The organism is Vallitalea sediminicola, assembly GCF_054408565.1.
Genome location: NZ_BTPT01000046.1, coordinates 206,269 through 223,763 on the forward strand (window position 1 = coordinate 206,269; position 17,495 = coordinate 223,763).

Consider the following 17,495-nt stretch of genomic DNA (forward strand, 5'->3'; position numbering starts at 1 on the left):
ACATGTACGAGACAGCCCTATCATATTAAGTAGGAGGTGTCAAAGTGAAGAAAAGTAATAAATTAGCTTGGACATGGATTATTAAAGAAGAATATTTAGATGAATATGTCAAAATGCATTTGGACCCTTGGAATGAAATTTTAGAGGAACACAGTAAAGCGGGAATTGAGAATTATTCAATTTTTCAAAATGGTAATCAATTTTTTTATTGTTTTGAATGCAATGACATAGACTCAGCTTTTGAATATATTGATAACAGTGAAATCTGTAACAAATGGAATAGTATTACTTCCAAAATGGTTGAGGGTTCTTTTGATTTTAGTGATACTGATCCAATTAAACCAATGAGAGAAGTATTTTATTTGAAATGATATTATGTTAATGATTTTATGACGGAAAATTAATTGACTAGTAGGAGGTTACTAATATGATAGAACGTTGTATCGAACCAATAAAAGGAATTAAAAAGGCTAGAATAGGAATTTATATTATTGGACACCCAACTTATTGGGAACAGTTTGAAGGGCTGTATGATAGACTTTTAGGGTATGGAGAGTTTGTTGAAGGCAAGCTGAATAAGTGGGGAGAAGTATATAACTATGGCATGGTAGACAGTAGAGACAAAAGTGAAAAGGCAGCTGAATGGTTTAATGAAAAAAATATTGATCTTCTAATATGTTATGCCGGTACATATGCAATGAGTGCAGACCATATAGCTATTCCTCAAATCTGTAAAAAACCTGTTATTGTGTTAAACCTACAACCAGCAGCTAGTATTAATTATGATCATACTAGTACTGGAGAATGGTTAGCTCATTGTGGTGCATGTTGTGTACCAGAAATATCCAATGCCTTTGAACGTACAGGTATTGATTTTCATGTTGTTTCTGGATTATTAGGTTTAGAGAAAACCCCTAAAATATCTATTGCTGATGAAGTTACTTATAATCACCCTGATGCAGTAGCTGCGTGGGAGGAGATTGAAGAGTGGGTAAGAGCCGTATCTGTTGTTAGAACACTTCAATATAGCAAAATGGGTTTCCTGGGACATACATATCCTGGTATGCTTGATATGTATAGTGACTTTACAATGATACAAGGACAAACAGGTATGCATGTAGAGGTAATGGAAATGTGTGATTTGGCAGAATTAGTTCATAGTGTTACAGATGAAGAGAAAAAATCTAAAATGGATCAAGTCAAAGATATGTTTATCATTAGTGAAGATTCACCTGCTGATCCTTTAGCTAAGAAACCGACAAAAGAACAATTAGATTGGTCTTGTACAGTTGCTGTAGCCCAAGAGAAAATGGTCAAAAAGTTTGATTTGGATGCGCTTACCTATTATTATCGAAGTTTAGAGGGTAATGAATATATGCATATACAAGAAGGTTTTATTTTAGGACATTCCCTATTAACGGCTAGGGGAATACCTTGTTCTGGTGAAGGGGATATGAAGACGGCAATAGCAATGAAAATATGTGATATCCTTAATGTAGGAGGAAGTTTCTGTGAAATTGTAGTAGGAGATTTTAATGATCAAACTATATTATTAGGTCATGATGGACCGTTTCATGTTAGTATTTCTGATAGAAAACCTATGCTGCGTGGTCTAGGATTATATCATGGTAAAAAAGGTTCCGGTATTTCTGTAGAAGCTACTGTCAAAAAAGGTGACATCACTACATTGGGTTTAACACAGACAAAAGATGGGAAATTAAAAATGATAGTAAGTGAAGGTGTAGCAACTAATGGACCTACAATGAAAATTGGTAATACTATGACTCCAATTAAATTTGAATTAGGACCTAGGGAGTTCATGAATAAATGGTTTTCACAGGCACCGACTCATCATTGTGCCATGTCTATTGGTAAAAATGCAAATATATTTGAAAAGGTAGCAAGATTGATGAATATAGAATTTGAAATTATATGTTAATAATCTTTGATGATAAATATATTAGGAGCTGATTAATTGGGAGAAATATGTTTAGCAGTAGATATTGGTGCTTCAAGTGGTAGAGTAATTAAAAGTACTCTTATAAAGAATAGATTGAATATAGAAGAAATTCATAGATTCAGTAATAAAATCGATAGAAAACAAAATAGATGTTTTTGGAATGTGGAACAGTTGTTTTCTGAAATAATCATTGGTCTAAAAAAATTCAGTAATAATAATTTGGAGGCTGAAAGTATTGGTATTGATACTTGGGCTGTAGATTATGTTTTATTAGATAATGATATGAATAGAATATATCCTGTATATGCCTATAGAGACAGTAGAACGGATAATACAATGGATAAAATTTTTAATCATATATCTAAAGAGAAAATTTACAAAAAAACAGGGATACAGTTCTTGCAGTTTAATACTTTATATCAATTATTCGAACATGTAAAATCTAATCCTGAGATAGAGAATAATGTTAATATGGTACTTATGATTCCAGATTACCTAAATTATCTATTATGTAGCGAAGCTGCAATTGAGTATACTAATGCAACTACGACGCAAATGTATAATATAGGAGATATGAAATGGGATAATCAGTTACTTGATATTATTGGTATAGATAAAAATAAATTTCCAAAAGTAGTACAACCAGGAACTGTTATTGGTTCGTTATCAAAAGAAGTTAAAGAAAAAGTAAATCTTGATGAGGTCAAAGTTATTGCCCCAGCTACTCATGATACTGGTTCAGCAGTAGTATCAGTTCCAGCAATGGATGAAGATTTTGCTTATATAAGTTCTGGTACTTGGTCATTGATGGGGATAGAAAATGATAATCCAATCTGTACTGATAAAGCTCTTTCTTATAATTTTACTAATGAAGGGGGAGCATATAATAAAATCAGAGTTCTAAAGAATATAATGGGATTATGGTTGATTCAAGAGGTAAAAAGATTATTGAATGATAAGTATAACTTTGGCGAACTTGTTGTTTTAGCTAAAGAATCCAAAAGTACAGCGCTTATTAATCCAAATAACAGTAGATTCTTGAATCCAGTTAACATGATAGCGGAAATAAAAGCTTATTGTCTGGAAACAGGACAAACAGTTCCAAGTACTCCTGGTGATATTGCCAGATGTATTTTTGAAAGTTTAGCACTACAATATAAACAAGTGCTTATTGAATTAAGAGAGATTAGTGATAAAACAATTAATAAGATACATATCGTTGGTGGAGGGTCACAAAATAAGTATCTTAACCAGCTATGTGCAGATTATACAGAGTGTGAAGTGTATTCAGGTCCAATTGAGGCAACAGCAATTGGTAACCTAATGGTTCAATATATAACATTAGGTAAAATCCAGTCGTTAGCTAAAGCTAGAGAAATAATAAATGCTTCTTTTAATATTGAAAAGTTTGTTCCTGCAAAACTGAAATCAGCTGAAGATAAATGGAACAGATTTTTGGAATTACCCTAAATACAATCAGAATAAATTATGAAAGCTCAAGTATTACAAGGAGGTAACAATGGTAAATAAAGATAATATAAAGAAATCATATGAATTAGCTAAGGAATTTTATAAGAATTATAATATTGATACTGAAGAAATAATGGATAAACTTAATAATATACCAATATCAATGCATTGTTGGCAAGGAGATGATGTAAGCGGCTTCGAAAATCCCAATGGGGAATTAAGCGGTGGTATCCAATCAACAGGAAATTACTTTGGAAAAGCAAGAACACCAGATGAACTTAGAGCAGACATTGAAAAAGCATTTGAATTAATTCCAGGAAAAAAACGTCTTAATCTACATGCCATTTATCTAGAAACAAATGGAGAGAAAGTAGATCGTAATGAGATTGAGCCAAAACATTTTAAAAATTGGGTAAAATGGGCTAAAAAAAATAATATTGGACTTGATTTTAATCCAACCTTATTCTCTCATAAATATGCAGCTGATGGTATGACATTATCTCATCCCAATAAGGAAATTAGAGAATTCTGGATTGAACATGTAAAGAGATCCAGAAAAATCAGCGAGTATTTTGGTAAAGAATTAGGAACACCATCAGTTATGAATATATGGATACCTGACGGATTCAAAGATATTCCAGTTGATAGATTAGGACCTAGAAAAAGACTTAAAGATTCATTGGATAAGATATTAGAAGAAAAGATTGACACTAAGTATCATCTGGATGCTGTAGAGAGCAAACTTTTTGGAATAGGTTCTGAAAGTTATGTAGTAGGTTCTCATGAGTTCTATATGGGATATGCCATAAAAAATGATACAATGGTATGTTTGGATGCAGGACATTTTCATCCCACTGAAACAATCTCTAACAAGATATCAGCATTATCATTATTTACTAATGAGATACTTCTACATGTCAGTCGCCCAGTACGTTGGGATAGTGACCATGTTATATTATTAGATGAAGAATTACAAGCAATAGCATCTGAAGTTATTAGAAATGACCTTCTAGATAGAGTACATATTGGACTTGATTTCTTTGATGCCAGTATTAATCGAATCGCTGCATGGACAATAGGTACAAGAAACATGATGAAAGCTTTACTTATCGCTTTGTTGGAGCCAACAGGAATTCTAACTGAGGCAGAGAAGAATTTTGATTTTACAAAACGTCTCGCTGTGCTGGAAGAATTGAAATCATTTCCTTGGCATGCTATTTGGGATTATTACTGTTATGTCAATAAATATCCAATCGGATTAAACTGGTTAGATGAAGTAATGAGATATGAAGAAAGAGTGCTGAGTGAACGTTAATATAGTGTTACTAGGATGTTATAAAATATAGAGAAGAATATAGAAAATCGGTAAGCAGGTATAAGCCACTTACCGATTTTATTAATTTCTATCTTTTGTTAGAATAAGAAATCCAACACCAATAATAGCTATTGGCCATACTAGGTCGAAACTGAACCAATTAAATATTTTTTCCAATATTGATGCAGCACCAATAATAACCAATATGATTCCAACAATTGTTCTGCCATTACTATTAGAGAAACCATGCCTTTCATGTCTCTCTTCTTCGATATTATAATCATAAATGTCGTGGTCAAGTTTTATAGGTTCAATTGGTATGACAATAGAACAGATTATGTATATTGCTACACCAGTTCCCCATGTGAAAAGTGTTATAAGAAATAGAATTCTAACAATGGTTGGGTCTATATTAAAGTATTTTCCGATACCTGAGCAAACACCACAAATCATTTGATTATCTCTTGAGCGATAAATTCTTTTATCCATAGTCATAAATTCCCTCCACCTATTTTAATATTTTAAGTATAAATAATATTATTAATATGAAACAGACGATTTGTACATATTAATATATATAATTTATATTATGTTGTTTTTTATTATATTACATTTTATAATATAACACAATAAGATTAATCTAAGATTAAGTTTAAATTAAGTATTAATTATTTCTATATACTGAACATATATAATAAGGGATAAATTGGAGGACTAAAATGGATATAGATCTGTATGTAGTAGCTATTACACCAGGTATAGCATTAGCTTTAGGTATATATTTAACAGATAGATATGATAAAGAACCATTACATCTACTAATTAAGATATTTCTTCTAGGTGGGGTAAGTATCTTGCCTATTATATTAATAGAAAGGATATTAGCATATTTTAATATATTTACTGGAGTGTTACAAGTTGTATATGTGGCTTTTATAGTTGCTGGTTTCACTGAAGAATATGTCAAAAGAATAATTGTCAAGACATTTGCTTATCATCATAAGGCCTTCAATGAAAAACTCGATGGCATTGTCTATGCGGTTTTTGTATCACTTGGATTTGCAACAGTAGAAAATGTTCTATATGTGGTTTTTAGATACTCTAATGTAACAACGGTTGGTTTGCAGAGAGCTATTTTTTCTGTTCCTGCTCATATGCTGTTTGCCATAACTATGGGATATTATTTATCATTGGCAAAATTTGCTGAGAATGAAAGACAAAGAAAATATTATCTAAGATTATCTTTATGGATTCCAGTATTATTACATGGATTATATGACTATATTTTAATGTCAAAAAGCAGCAATCTATTTATTATATTTATTCCATTCGTTATATTTTTATGGAGTTATAATCTTAGAAAGTTAAATAGATACTATAAAGAATCAAAAGCGATGCATACAAAAGATAATGATGACTTTAATTAAGAATCTATCTTATGATTTGCCATTATAAGATAGATTCTATACAGCATAACTGTTGATTATTTGATTTTAAAACTATATTTAGTATAAGCCTTGTATGTATCTTCAGGGCTTAAGATATTTGAGTCAAAACATTCTTGATTAATAGCATCTGGATAATATTGAGTTTCCAGACATAAAGCTATATGTTTTTTTGTAACCATGTTAGAAGCTAATTTCATACCTGATTCCATTTGATTACATGCATAGAAGACAACAGATTTCTGATCAGTGACAACTTCCATATAACGTCCGCTTTCTTTATCATACATAGCTGCGGATATATTATCATCTTCATTTAGCATAAAAGGATGATCGTATCCGCCTGCATTCTTTAATTGAATTTCATCATTTCTGATATCTTTACCAACTAATTTCATTTCTCTAAAATCAAATGCAGTACCAGCAACGTCAGCAACACCAGTAGGAATGATTTCAGTATCAACAAGTCCATATTTATCTGCATTAATATGTAGATATTGTTCTAATACATCTCTTTTTCCATTACCAGATAAGTTGAAGTAGGAATGATTAGTCATGTTAACAATTGTTTTTTTATCTGTCTTACCACTATAATAGAGTTCTAATTCATTATTATTATTAAAAGTATAAGTAACATTTACATCAAGATTACCAGGAAAACCTTCTTCTCCATCTTTACTTATGTAATTAAGATAAAGAGATACACTATCTTTTTTTACAATTCCTGTTACGTTCCATATAACTTTATCAAAACCTTTTAAACCACCATGTAGAGTGTTGCCGTTATTATTTGCAGCTAGATCAAAAGTAGTCCCATCAATTTCAAATGATGCGTTAGAGATTCTTCCGGCTATTCTACCTACAAGGCTACCAAAAAAAGGTGACTTTTCTTCATATTCTTTGAATGTATCAAAACCAAGAACAACATTTTCAATATTACCATTTTTGTCAGGTACCATAATATTATTAATGATTCCACCATAATTAAGAATACTTACACTACAATTATTATCATTGTACAATGTATATTTGGTTACTTCTTCTCCAGATGTCGTAAAACCAAAACTAGTAGATTTAATTTCCATATTCATTCACTCCTTTAGTGTAGATTATACAATAAGTTGCTTAGTCTTTCAATCAGATAAGTTTATAAAATCAAGGAAGATATATTGTACTTATTGAAATGGGTGTATAGATGTTTTGGTTCAATATATATGTATGTATTTATAATTGTTATTGCAAATTGTGTGTATATATAATATTATTATATAGACATGAATTTTTATGGAAATATAGCATTTTCAAATAAAATATATAGAGGAGATTACTATGGATAATAATGTATTAGCTAAAGTGGAAGGTATAGAAATTACTAAAGAACATTTAATGAATATTATGCGTTCTTTACCACAACAACAAATGATGGAAGTAAGTACAGTAGAGGGAAGAAAAAGATTACTTGATGAGCTTGTTGCTGCTGAGCTTTTTTATTTAGAAGCTACTGCTAACAAATTAGACGACGAAGAAGAATTCAAAAAAATCTTAGAAGAAGCGACTCATAGTTTATTACAGAGATTTGCTATCCAAAAATTACTAGAAAAAGTTACTGTAAGCGAAGAAGACATGAAAGCTTATTATGATAATAATAGAAAATCTTTTGTTGCTTCAGAAGAAGTGAGAGCTAAACACATTCTTGTAAAAGAAGAAGAAGAAGCTAATAGAATAAGAAAAGAAATTGAAGAAGGAAAATCTTTTGACGAAGCAGCCAAAGAATATTCAACTTGTCCATCAAAAGAAAAAGGTGGAGATTTAGGATTCTTTGGTAAAGGAAGAATGGTTCCAGAATTTGATGAAGCAGCATTTGAATTAAAAGTTGGTGAATTAAGTGAAGTGGTTAAAACACAATTTGGATATCATTTAATTATTGTTGAAGAGAAGAAAGAAGCAACAATAAAAACTTATGAGCAAGTAAAAGAACAAATCAGTCAAAATCTAATAAGAAATGAACAAACAAAAGTTTATACAGATAAGTTTAATTCATTAAAAGAACAATATAGTGTAGAAATAAATGAAGATGAATTAAAATAAATTGATGTTTAAGAGCTGTCTTAATTAAAATTATAGCATAATACTATAATAACGCGGTAAAATCGCTTTTGTTGAGACGGCTCTTTTTTAAGGATGTGAACATATGGAATTTTATAAGTATGTTGAAAGTCTAAAAGAAGATAATAAAAAAGTTTTTAGTATTATTTATCGATTTGGACCTCTTACTAAAAAAAAGATTATAAAATATACCAATATGAAACTTACTACTCTTAATAGATCTATGGCCACATTAATGGAATCCAAATTCATTGTTGAAATAGGGGAGCAAGAGTCAACTGGAGGAAGAAAGCCAACATTATTTGATGTTAATCCATTTGAATATTATTTCATTGGAATTGATATATCAAGAACTTATTCAAAAGTTATTATTACTAATCTAAAAAGAGAAATCTTATATGATGAACAATTTCAAATGAAGCAGGATATGACACCTGATAGAACGGTTAGAAGTATAAAAGATGTGTTTAATAAAGGCTTGAATCATTTGGGGATTGTAAAAGAAAAAATAGTTGGCGGTGGTCTTGGTACTATAGGTCCATTAGACTCTAAACAAGGTATCATATTCAAGCCTAATAACTTTTATGCAAAAGGTTGGAATAATGTACCCATCAAGGACATGCTAGAAGCTGAGTTAGACATTGAGATAATTATTGATAATGGTGCTAATACTGCTGTATACGCTGAATATTTATCTGGTTCATTGTTGGAATATTCTAACATTGTTTATGTAAACTGTGGTATAGGTATAAGAATGGGTGTTATCGCAAATGGTAGAATAATTCCTACCATCAATAACGCAAACGATGCGTTTGGACATATGGTGGTCAATTATGATGGAGAAACTTGTTATTGTGGTAAAACGGGATGCGTAGAATGTTATGCATCGATTCTTTCTATTGTAAGAAAATATGTTAGTCTTATCAAATTAGGAAGAGCAACAACTATTAAAAAAAATATAAATACTATCACATTTAATGATATCATTAAAGCTGCTGAATCAGGTGAGTATCTCGCTAATGAGGTATTTGAATTTGCAGCTAACATATTAGGGATTGGTTTAGCTAATTATGTGACCATTGTTAATCCTAGTAAGGTTATACTTAGTGGACCCATCATTAATTTATCTGATATATTTTATAATTTTTTAATTAAGTATATAGAAAAACATATCTCAGGAAATCAAAGTAATATAATATTTATTAAGGGTGGAGATTATAAAGATAATGCAATAGCTTTAGGGGCTGCGCAATTATTTATTAAGAATAAATTAGTCTGACCTTTATTATAATTAAACATAAAAAAACGAGCTTTGTAATTCAAGCTCGTTATGTACAATAATACTTAATTTATATCATAACCCGCTATGCGTTTTATTTTCTTCAGATCCCTATTTGTCTTTAAAAACTTAATTAATCCGACTATCCCAATTAGAGTCCCAAATGGTACCAATATCATTCCAATAATTTCTATTGTGAGATTATCTGTAAATTTGATAAATGAAGCCCCAGCTACAATTAGACTCAGAGCAGTTCTTATATATGCTAGTAAGGTCCTTTCATTAGCTAGAAAGGTTCTGTCAGTAGCTAGTAAATCTCTTAGAATCAAAGATTCTTTCTTAAAAGAATAAATTTCGTTTTCTTGAACTTTATTTTGCATTTTACTATTCACCTCTTGATATTTTATTTCTATATGAAAATATAACTTTATACCAAAATGGTTAAAATTATAAATATAAATTGCTACTATCATTACAATAGCCAGCTATATTTTTTGGTATGGTCCTTTATAATATTGAATAGAGCGGTATTCCTTTGTTTTTAAGGGAAAGTTTTAATACTAATTATACCAGAATAGAATAGTTACTATAAGAACTATTCTTTTTATATTATAGATATATTATAACACTTTTAACCAAAATAGCAAGAAGTTTTATTTGCCTTTTTGATAACTATTATATAAATAGAGTAATAAATATATAGAATAAATCTATAATAAACAAGAAATATAAAATTATTTGTAAAAAAATAGCAGAAAAAGACACATAAAAGACAAATTAAATACATACTAACAACACTTGCTTTATATATAATTTTAATTGACGACATAATAATAGACATAATGTGACATTAAGAATCGACATAATATTATACAGAAGCGCAGAGGCGCACAAAAATATAATAGAGAATCCCCTCTCATTATAACCCAGAGTAAAGAGAATCATTTTATGATTCTCTTTCTTGTTGTATAGAAAAACTTTATCTATAAAAACACTATTCAACTCATTATAAATACTTCTATCCGTTTTAGTTAAATGTCTCGTTTTATTGACCTTACTGTACATTTATGGAATAATTATTACTATTAATAATTAAGGAAGGTGATACACTTGAAGTTATTGTTTATATCAGATATACATGGTTCTTCTTATTATGCTGCAAAAGCAATTCAAAAATTTAAAGAAGAAAGTGCTGATTATATAATTTTACTTGGGGACATCTTATATCATGGACCAAGAAATTCCCTACCAAAGGAATATGAACCTAAAAAAGTTATACAGGTACTTAATGAATTAAAAGAAAAGATTATTTGTGTAAGAGGAAATTGTGATGCTGAAGTTGACCAAATGGTTCTAGAATTTCCTATCATGAGTGATTATAATATTATATTTCATAATAACAAAAGAATATTTGCTACTCATGGACATTTATTTAATGAAGCCAACATGCCACCTATAGACGATGGGGATATATTAATTCATGGACATACTCATATACCTGTCGCTAAGAAAGTGGACAATAAATATATACTCAATCCAGGTTCCATTTCTTTACCGAAGGAGGATAATCCTAATAGCTATGGAATTATGGAAGAGAATAAATTTATCATTAAAGATTTTGATGGGGATATAATTAAATCAATTATATTAGAATAATCCTATCATGAACTCATTAATAAGCCCAATATCATATTATGAATGATATTGGGCTTACAATTTTTTGGTTGAAATTAATAATTGATATTATCTTTTTCAATAAGTGTTTCGTTGTTATCATCTATTGATATATTCTTTAATGCCATAACAATAATGATTGTTGAAATACCATAATATATTAATATTTTAAATCCAAATGCTAAAGTGAATCCAAGACTATTAATCAATAGCATTATAAGTGATGGTAATGTCAAAGCATAAATACCAATTTTATATAATTCAGTATAGTTTAGATTGGTTTTTAGTATAGAATTTGAAATAATACCAATGATACTTAGAATCAAACTGTCAAATAATTTTAACAAGATAGTACCTAGGATTATTATAAATATAATAAATCCAATTGCAAGTCCTTTAAAACTATTTAGTATTTCAATCACTGAATGTTTATCAATATTGAAATCTCTCAGATCTTTGAATTCCAAAGGCATTGGAGGACTTCCTGCTTGGTTAATAATTATTCGTTCTGGAGTTATTAAATATCCTATTGAATAACCAGCTAAATCATTCAAAGTATATCTATCAGTCATATCAACAATAAATATAAAATCATGATTATCATTTAAAACTAGAGGTTCATCCATATCAATATTAAGAATACCGTTACGAACAGTTATTTCAGGTATATCATCGGATTGTAAAAATTCAACAGTACTATCAATGGAATGACTAGTTTTAACAGATACAACTAATCCGAAAGTAATTCCAATAATCAATGCAAAAAGTATAAGGTAACCAAATGATTTACCTAATTTTTCATGCCTTATTTTATTGTAAACACGAAAATCAGTAAAACTTTTTATGAATTTTATAAATATATTAGGACTTTTCATATTTTCCATATTTTATCCCCCTTCATCATAAATTTTTAATTACATATTTTTGGGAATGGAATTAATTACCTAATTCTCTTGTATGTTAACATAAAATTTTTTCAAGTTCAAGATTCTATGGGCATTAGATGTAATATTTTTTCGGAAAGTTGAGTAAGTTAAAGATATGTAACAAAGATTTAATGTGTAAGATTATTGTAGAATAGATTTATTTAAAGTATAATGAAAGAGTAATGCTGAAGAGATAACTATGAATATATACTAATTGATAAAGGAGCAAAATGATGTCATATATTGAATTAACAACACCTTGTATTTTTGGGGTCGAATCTATTTTGAAAAAAGAAATTATAAACCTAGGTTATGAAATTAAGAGAGTTGAAGATGGAAGAATAACCTATATAGCAGATGAACTGGGTGTTTGTAGATCAAATATTTGGCTAAGGACAGCAGAAAGAGTTTTAATTAATGTAGGGGAATTTACTGCTACTAGTTTTGAAGAGTTATTTGATAAGACAAAGGATTTACCATGGGAAAAATGGATACCACAAGACGGTAAATTCTGGGTAAAAAAAGCTTCTTCAATAAAATCAAAGCTTTTTAGTCCATCAGATATTCAATCAATAATTAAAAAAGCGATCGTTGAAAGACTAAAACAAACCTACCATGTCAATTGGTTTAATGAAGAGGGTGAACATTATCCTTTAAGGGTATTTATAAAAAAAGATAGAGTATCTATATGCTTAGATACAAGTGGTGAAGCTCTACACAAAAGAGGGTATAGAACATTCACTAGTAAAGCGCCTATCAGTGAAACTTTGGCAGCTGCGATGATTCAATTATCACCATGGAACAAAGATAGAATATTGGTTGACCCTTTCTGTGGTAGTGGAACTATTCCTATTGAAGCAGCTATGATCGCTATGAATATGGCTCCAGGACTTAATAGAGAGTTTACAGCAGAAAAGTGGAAAAATATTATTCCTGTGAAATCATGGTTTAAGGCAGTAGATGAAGCTAATGATGTTATTGATACAACTTGTAAATTAAACATTGCTGGTTATGATATAGATTATAATGTTCTAAAGCTTGCAAGAGAAAATGTTAAAAATGCTGGTGTTGAAGGCAAAATTCACTTTCAAGAAAGAGACATGAGAAAGACTAGCCATAATAAGAAGTATGGATTTATTATTACTAATCCACCTTATGGTGAAAGACTAGAGGATAAAGAAAGTGTAAAAGGACTATATAAAGATATGAAGATTACTTTTGACAATAATCTAGATGATTGGTCTTATTTTGTAATTACATCATTTGAAGAATTTGAAAGATATTTTGGAAAGAATGCGGATAAAAAAAGAAAATTATATACTGGAATGATGAAGGCTAATCTTTATCAATATTTTGGAAGTAAACCACCTAAAAAAGTACATCTTACCAATTAAAACATATATTGAACTTATTGAAATAGGTATATAGATGATTAAGTTCAATGTATATAGAAAAGAGGTTAAATATTGAAGATGAAAAAAAATATAAAAATGCTTTTTGTATATGTATTTACAATTGTCTTTATTGTACCTACCTCTATTTGTGCTATAGATACTCCACAGGTTTCTGTTATTCTAGATAACGAATATATAGTATATGATGAATATTATGGAATACCGTATATTGATGAAAATAACAGAACAATGGTTCCTCTTAGACTTACATTAGAGTCTTTTGGTGCCAAAGTAGAGTGGGTGGGAGAATTAAGTCTAGTAGTTATCACACATGGGGACATAGTAGTAAATGTTTCAATAGGTGAAAAATTTATATACAAGAATGAAGAAAAAATTGAAAATGATACATATGCAATAAATAATAACAGTAGAATTTATTTACCAATAAGAATTGTTATGGAAGCTTTTGGATGTGAGGTATTATGGGATGGTGATAATAGAGTGGTTATTATCAATTCTGATAATGGTCCATATAAAGATAAAGCTAATGCTAGATATGATCTAAGAGAAGAAGGAAATGTTACTTCTGTTAAAAATCAAAAAAACCTTGGTACATGTTGGGCATTTGCGGCTCTTGGTTCCATTGAATCTAGTTTATTAAAACAATCTGGTGAAATATATGATTTTTCTGAAGATAATGTTTCTCTAAAACATGGGTATAATTTGACACAAGATGAAGGCGGAGACTTTATGCTTGCATTAGCATATTTCGCTAGATGGTCTGGACCTATATTGGAAAGTGATGATATCTATGGAGATGGAATTTCAACAAAAGATGTGAAAAGTGTCAAGCATCTACAAGAAGCATATTTTATACCTGCTGATAATTTTGAGACGATTAAAAATACTGTTAAGAACTATGGTGGCGTTCATACATCAATTTATTGGGAATATAGAGATACAGAAAATGAGAAATACTATAATAGAAATACTTATTCAATGAATTATGATGGAGAAGAAAAATCTAACCATGATGTTGTTATTGTAGGATGGGATGATAATTATCCCAAGGAGAATTTTATTATCCGTCCAGAAGGTGATGGTGCATTTATCTGCAAAAACAGTTTCGGTACTGATTTTGGTGAAGAAGGGTATTTTTACATTTCCTATTATGATACTTATGTAGGCAAACAAAATATGGTTTATAGTAAAATAGAAGATAATGATAATTACGATAAAATATATCAAGCGGATTGGCTTGGACTAGTGGGTAAGTTAGGATTCAATACAGATACAGCATATTTTTCTAATGTATATGAAACAGGTAATCAACAAGAACAATTGAATGCTATCAGTTTTTATACAACAGGGATTAATTCTAAATATGAGGTTTATATAGTTGAAGACTTTACAAGCAAAGATGATCTGAAAAATATGATATTCCTAGAAAGTGGATTTAGAGAATATAGTGGATATTATACAATTAAACTTAAACAACCGATAACACTTGATAAGAATAAGAAATTTGCGGTTATTATTAAAATGACTACTCCTGGAACAAAATTTCCTATAGCTGCTGAATTCGATAGAGATGTTAAATGGTTAGGGAAAGTTGACCTAAGTGATGGTGAGGGCTATATAAGTTATGATGGAGAAGTATGGGAAGATACAGAGGAAGTACTGCAAAGTAATGTGTGTCTAAAAGCTTTTACTGATATGGTAGTTGATTATGTAAACCAACCAGCTGAAGATACTACTAAATCATTAGAAAATCAGCCAGATGAAACTGTAGATTCAATAAATGAGTCAGATCAAGATGAATCTGCAGACAAAATAGAACCAACAGAATCAAATAGTGCTAGTAGAGGTAAATAATTAATGAAATTATAGTGCTTGTATGGAGGCAACAATGAAAGATAAATTAAAAGAATTGTTAAAACAACTTAAAAATGCTGGAAAGGTATATATACAACCTCACAATATACCTGATCCAGATGCTATAGCAAGTAGTCTAGGCATTAAGTATTTACTAGAGAAGCACGGGATTAGTTCAAAGATTATTCATGTACAAACAATAGAAAAAGCCAATTCAAAAAAAATGGTTGAACTATTTGATATAAAAATGACAGTGAAAAATGAAATGAAGTATAATGAAAATGATTTTGTCATATTGGTTGATACACAACTAGGTAACTCTAATATCACCAATCTAATTAAGCAAAACGTAATGGTAATTGACCATCATGAAATAGTAAATGAGACTGATACTTATATTTTTAGAGATATCCGATCAGATATTGGTGCTTGTTCATCAATAGTAGCAGAATATTTTTATTCTAATAATATTTCTTTAACTGTTAATGTTGCAACAGCTTTACTATATGGAATAATGATGGATACTGATAATTTATCTCGAAGAGTTAATGCTCTTGATATAGAAATGTTTTATTTCTTATATAATCAAGCGGATATAAGTATGATAAAATCACTGAAATTAAATCAGATTGTAAAATCTGATTTAATTGCATATGCAAGAGCATTGAATAATGTAGAGATATATGGTTATTTAGGGTTTGTACATATAGAAGATTGTAATGATTCACTTCTTGGTACCATTAGTGATATGGTTAATACTATAGAAGGTGTATCGGTTGTGGTTGCATATGCAAAAAGAGCAAATGGAGTAAAATTTTCCATTCGAAGTGAAAGTACGAAAATTAAGGCTAATAAATTAATGCGATTCATTATGGCTCACAGAGGTGTCGGTGGAGGACATAATGAGATGGCTGGAGGATTTATGCCTGCTGATAATATGGATTTTCTAAATAATAAACGTCTAGATACATTTATTAGACATAGAGCTATCAGCTATGTAGAGAAAGAAGATAATGATTTATAAAAAATAATACATTTGCTAGCTATTGTATGATATTATATTACTATGTTATAGTTTTAATATTATAATCTTATTGAGGTGATCTTATGATTGAAAAAACATTTAAAATTGACGGATTAGATGGGCATAAGATTTTTGTAGCTAGTTGGATGCCAGAAAACAGTGAAAAATTAAAAGGTGTTGTTCAGATAAATCATGGAATGGCAGAACACTGTTTGAGGTATAGAGAATTTGCCAAGTTTTTAACAGATAATGGCTATGGAGTATATGCGCATGACCATAGGGGACATGGGCAGAGTTTGGATTCCGATGAAGACATTGGTTTTTTTAAGGATAAAGAAGGTTGGAACAACGTTATTGATGAAGTATACAAGGTGACAGAACATATAAAAAAGGAAAATAAGGATATTGATATTTTTGTGTTAGGTCACAGCATGGGGTCACTGATAACAAGAGGTTACATACAAAAGTATGGGGACCAAGTTAAAGGTACTATTATAAGTGGAACAAGTGCAACAAAAGGTTTTTTGGGAGTGGCTGGAATTGCAGTAGCAAGATTAATCTGCGTAACTAAAGGCAATAGACATAAGAGTAAATTACTTACAGACCTTAGTTTTGGTAACTTCAATAAACAATTTGCACCTAACAAAACAGAATATGACTGGTTGAGTAGGGATGAACAACAAGTCAAGAAATATGTAGAAGATGAAAAATGCGGGTTTATGTGTAGCTCTAGATTTTATGTGGATCTGTTAAAGGGATTATCAAATATCTCTAAGAAAAATAATATTCTAAAAACACCTAAGAAGCTACCTATATTATTTATCTCTGGCAATAATGATCCAGTTGGTGAAATGGGTAAAGGAATAAAAAAAGTTACGGATACATATAAGTCACTTGGATATAATATAAAGGTTATATTATATGAAGGTGCTAGACATGAGATAATCAATGAAATAAATAATGATAAAGTCTATAATGATATATTGGATTTTATTAGAAATTAGATACATGAATTTATGAAATGTGG

Annotated in this window: 16 protein-coding genes; 12 read left to right on the forward strand and 4 right to left on the reverse strand. The window is 29.7% G+C overall.

The window, feature by feature from the left end; genetic code table 11:
• The first annotated feature begins 44 nt into the window (after window positions 1–44).
• From ACX6CF_RS19250 to rhaA, 4 genes are read left to right on the forward strand one after another with little or no spacing between them, the layout of a single operon-like run.
• Window positions 45–371, forward strand: coding sequence for an L-rhamnose mutarotase (locus tag ACX6CF_RS19250; protein ID WP_458786995.1), 327 nt, complete (start codon window positions 45–47; stop codon window positions 369–371).
• Window positions 372–427: 56 nt separating this feature from the next.
• Window positions 428–1,939: an L-arabinose isomerase family protein gene (locus ACX6CF_RS19255; RefSeq protein WP_458786996.1), complete on the forward strand. Its 1,512-nt coding sequence runs from the start codon at window positions 428–430 to the stop codon at window positions 1,937–1,939.
• A 36-nt stretch (window positions 1,940–1,975) separates the two neighbouring features.
• Window positions 1,976–3,430, forward strand: a complete 1,455-nt coding sequence (gene rhaB, locus ACX6CF_RS19260; RefSeq protein WP_458786997.1) for a rhamnulokinase — start codon at window positions 1,976–1,978, stop codon at window positions 3,428–3,430.
• Window positions 3,431–3,479: 49 nt separating this feature from the next.
• Complete coding sequence (rhaA, locus tag ACX6CF_RS19265) at window positions 3,480–4,745, forward strand: L-rhamnose isomerase (protein ID WP_458786998.1); 1,266 nt, start codon at window positions 3,480–3,482, stop codon at window positions 4,743–4,745.
• Between the two features lie 81 nt (window positions 4,746–4,826).
• Here the strand turns inward: rhaA and ACX6CF_RS19270 are convergent, their stop codons facing one another.
• Entirely contained in the window at window positions 4,827–5,240 is a 414-nt protein-coding gene (locus ACX6CF_RS19270) for a PspC domain-containing protein (RefSeq protein ID WP_458786999.1), read from the reverse strand.
• A gap of 224 nt (window positions 5,241–5,464) precedes the next feature.
• Here ACX6CF_RS19270 and ACX6CF_RS19275 point away from each other — a divergent pair, with 224 nt between their 5' ends.
• Window positions 5,465–6,172 carry a PrsW family glutamic-type intramembrane protease gene (locus tag ACX6CF_RS19275; protein ID WP_458787000.1) on the forward strand — a complete coding sequence of 236 codons (708 nt, stop codon included), beginning with the start codon at window positions 5,465–5,467 and terminating at the stop codon, window positions 6,170–6,172.
• A gap of 56 nt (window positions 6,173–6,228) precedes the next feature.
• Here ACX6CF_RS19275 and ACX6CF_RS19280 read toward each other — a convergent pair whose 3' ends face one another.
• Window positions 6,229–7,275 (reverse strand): aldose epimerase family protein, encoded by a 1,047-nt coding sequence (locus ACX6CF_RS19280; protein WP_458787001.1) that lies wholly within the window; start codon window positions 7,273–7,275, stop codon window positions 6,229–6,231.
• Between the two features lie 244 nt (window positions 7,276–7,519).
• Between ACX6CF_RS19280 and ACX6CF_RS19285 the strand changes: the two genes are divergently transcribed.
• Together ACX6CF_RS19285 and ACX6CF_RS19290 are read left to right on the forward strand one after the other, a co-directional pair.
• Entirely contained in the window at window positions 7,520–8,278 is a 759-nt protein-coding gene (locus ACX6CF_RS19285; RefSeq protein WP_458787002.1) for a peptidylprolyl isomerase, read from the forward strand.
• 103 nt (window positions 8,279–8,381) lie between these two features.
• A complete protein-coding gene (locus ACX6CF_RS19290; protein ID WP_458787003.1) occupies window positions 8,382–9,575 on the forward strand; it encodes an ROK family protein in 1,194 nt (397 codons plus the stop codon).
• Between the two features lie 65 nt (window positions 9,576–9,640).
• Here the strand turns inward: ACX6CF_RS19290 and ACX6CF_RS19295 are convergent, their stop codons facing one another.
• Window positions 9,641–10,048 carry a YidH family protein gene (locus ACX6CF_RS19295; RefSeq protein ID WP_458787004.1) on the reverse strand — a complete coding sequence of 136 codons (408 nt, stop codon included), beginning with the start codon at window positions 10,046–10,048 and terminating at the stop codon, window positions 9,641–9,643.
• Window positions 10,049–10,685: 637 nt separating this feature from the next.
• On the opposite strand from ACX6CF_RS19295, the gene yfcE reads away from it, so the two are divergent.
• A complete protein-coding gene (gene yfcE / locus ACX6CF_RS19300; protein WP_458787005.1) occupies window positions 10,686–11,231 on the forward strand; it encodes a phosphodiesterase in 546 nt (181 codons plus the stop codon).
• Between the two features lie 74 nt (window positions 11,232–11,305).
• Here the strand turns inward: yfcE and ACX6CF_RS19305 are convergent, their stop codons facing one another.
• On the reverse strand, window positions 11,306–12,133 hold the full coding sequence (locus ACX6CF_RS19305; RefSeq protein WP_458787006.1) for a DUF1189 domain-containing protein: 828 nt from the start codon (window positions 12,131–12,133) through the stop codon (window positions 11,306–11,308).
• 275 nt (window positions 12,134–12,408) lie between these two features.
• Here ACX6CF_RS19305 and ACX6CF_RS19310 point away from each other — a divergent pair, with 275 nt between their 5' ends.
• The 4 genes from ACX6CF_RS19310 to ACX6CF_RS19325 all read left to right on the forward strand — a co-directional run bounded on the left by ACX6CF_RS19310 (window position 12,409) and on the right by ACX6CF_RS19325 (window position 17,472).
• A complete protein-coding gene (locus ACX6CF_RS19310; protein ID WP_458787007.1) occupies window positions 12,409–13,569 on the forward strand; it encodes a THUMP domain-containing class I SAM-dependent RNA methyltransferase in 1,161 nt (386 codons plus the stop codon).
• Window positions 13,570–13,647: 78 nt separating this feature from the next.
• The gene (locus ACX6CF_RS19315) at window positions 13,648–15,444 is read left to right on the forward strand and encodes a lectin like domain-containing protein (protein WP_458787033.1); all 1,797 of its coding nucleotides are present in this window, start codon (window positions 13,648–13,650) and stop codon (window positions 15,442–15,444) included.
• A gap of 34 nt (window positions 15,445–15,478) precedes the next feature.
• The gene (locus tag ACX6CF_RS19320; RefSeq protein ID WP_458787008.1) at window positions 15,479–16,468 is read left to right on the forward strand and encodes a DHH family phosphoesterase; all 990 of its coding nucleotides are present in this window, start codon (window positions 15,479–15,481) and stop codon (window positions 16,466–16,468) included.
• Window positions 16,469–16,551: 83 nt separating this feature from the next.
• A complete protein-coding gene (locus tag ACX6CF_RS19325) occupies window positions 16,552–17,472 on the forward strand; it encodes an alpha/beta fold hydrolase (protein WP_458787009.1) in 921 nt (306 codons plus the stop codon).
• Window positions 17,473–17,495 lie beyond the last annotated feature (23 nt).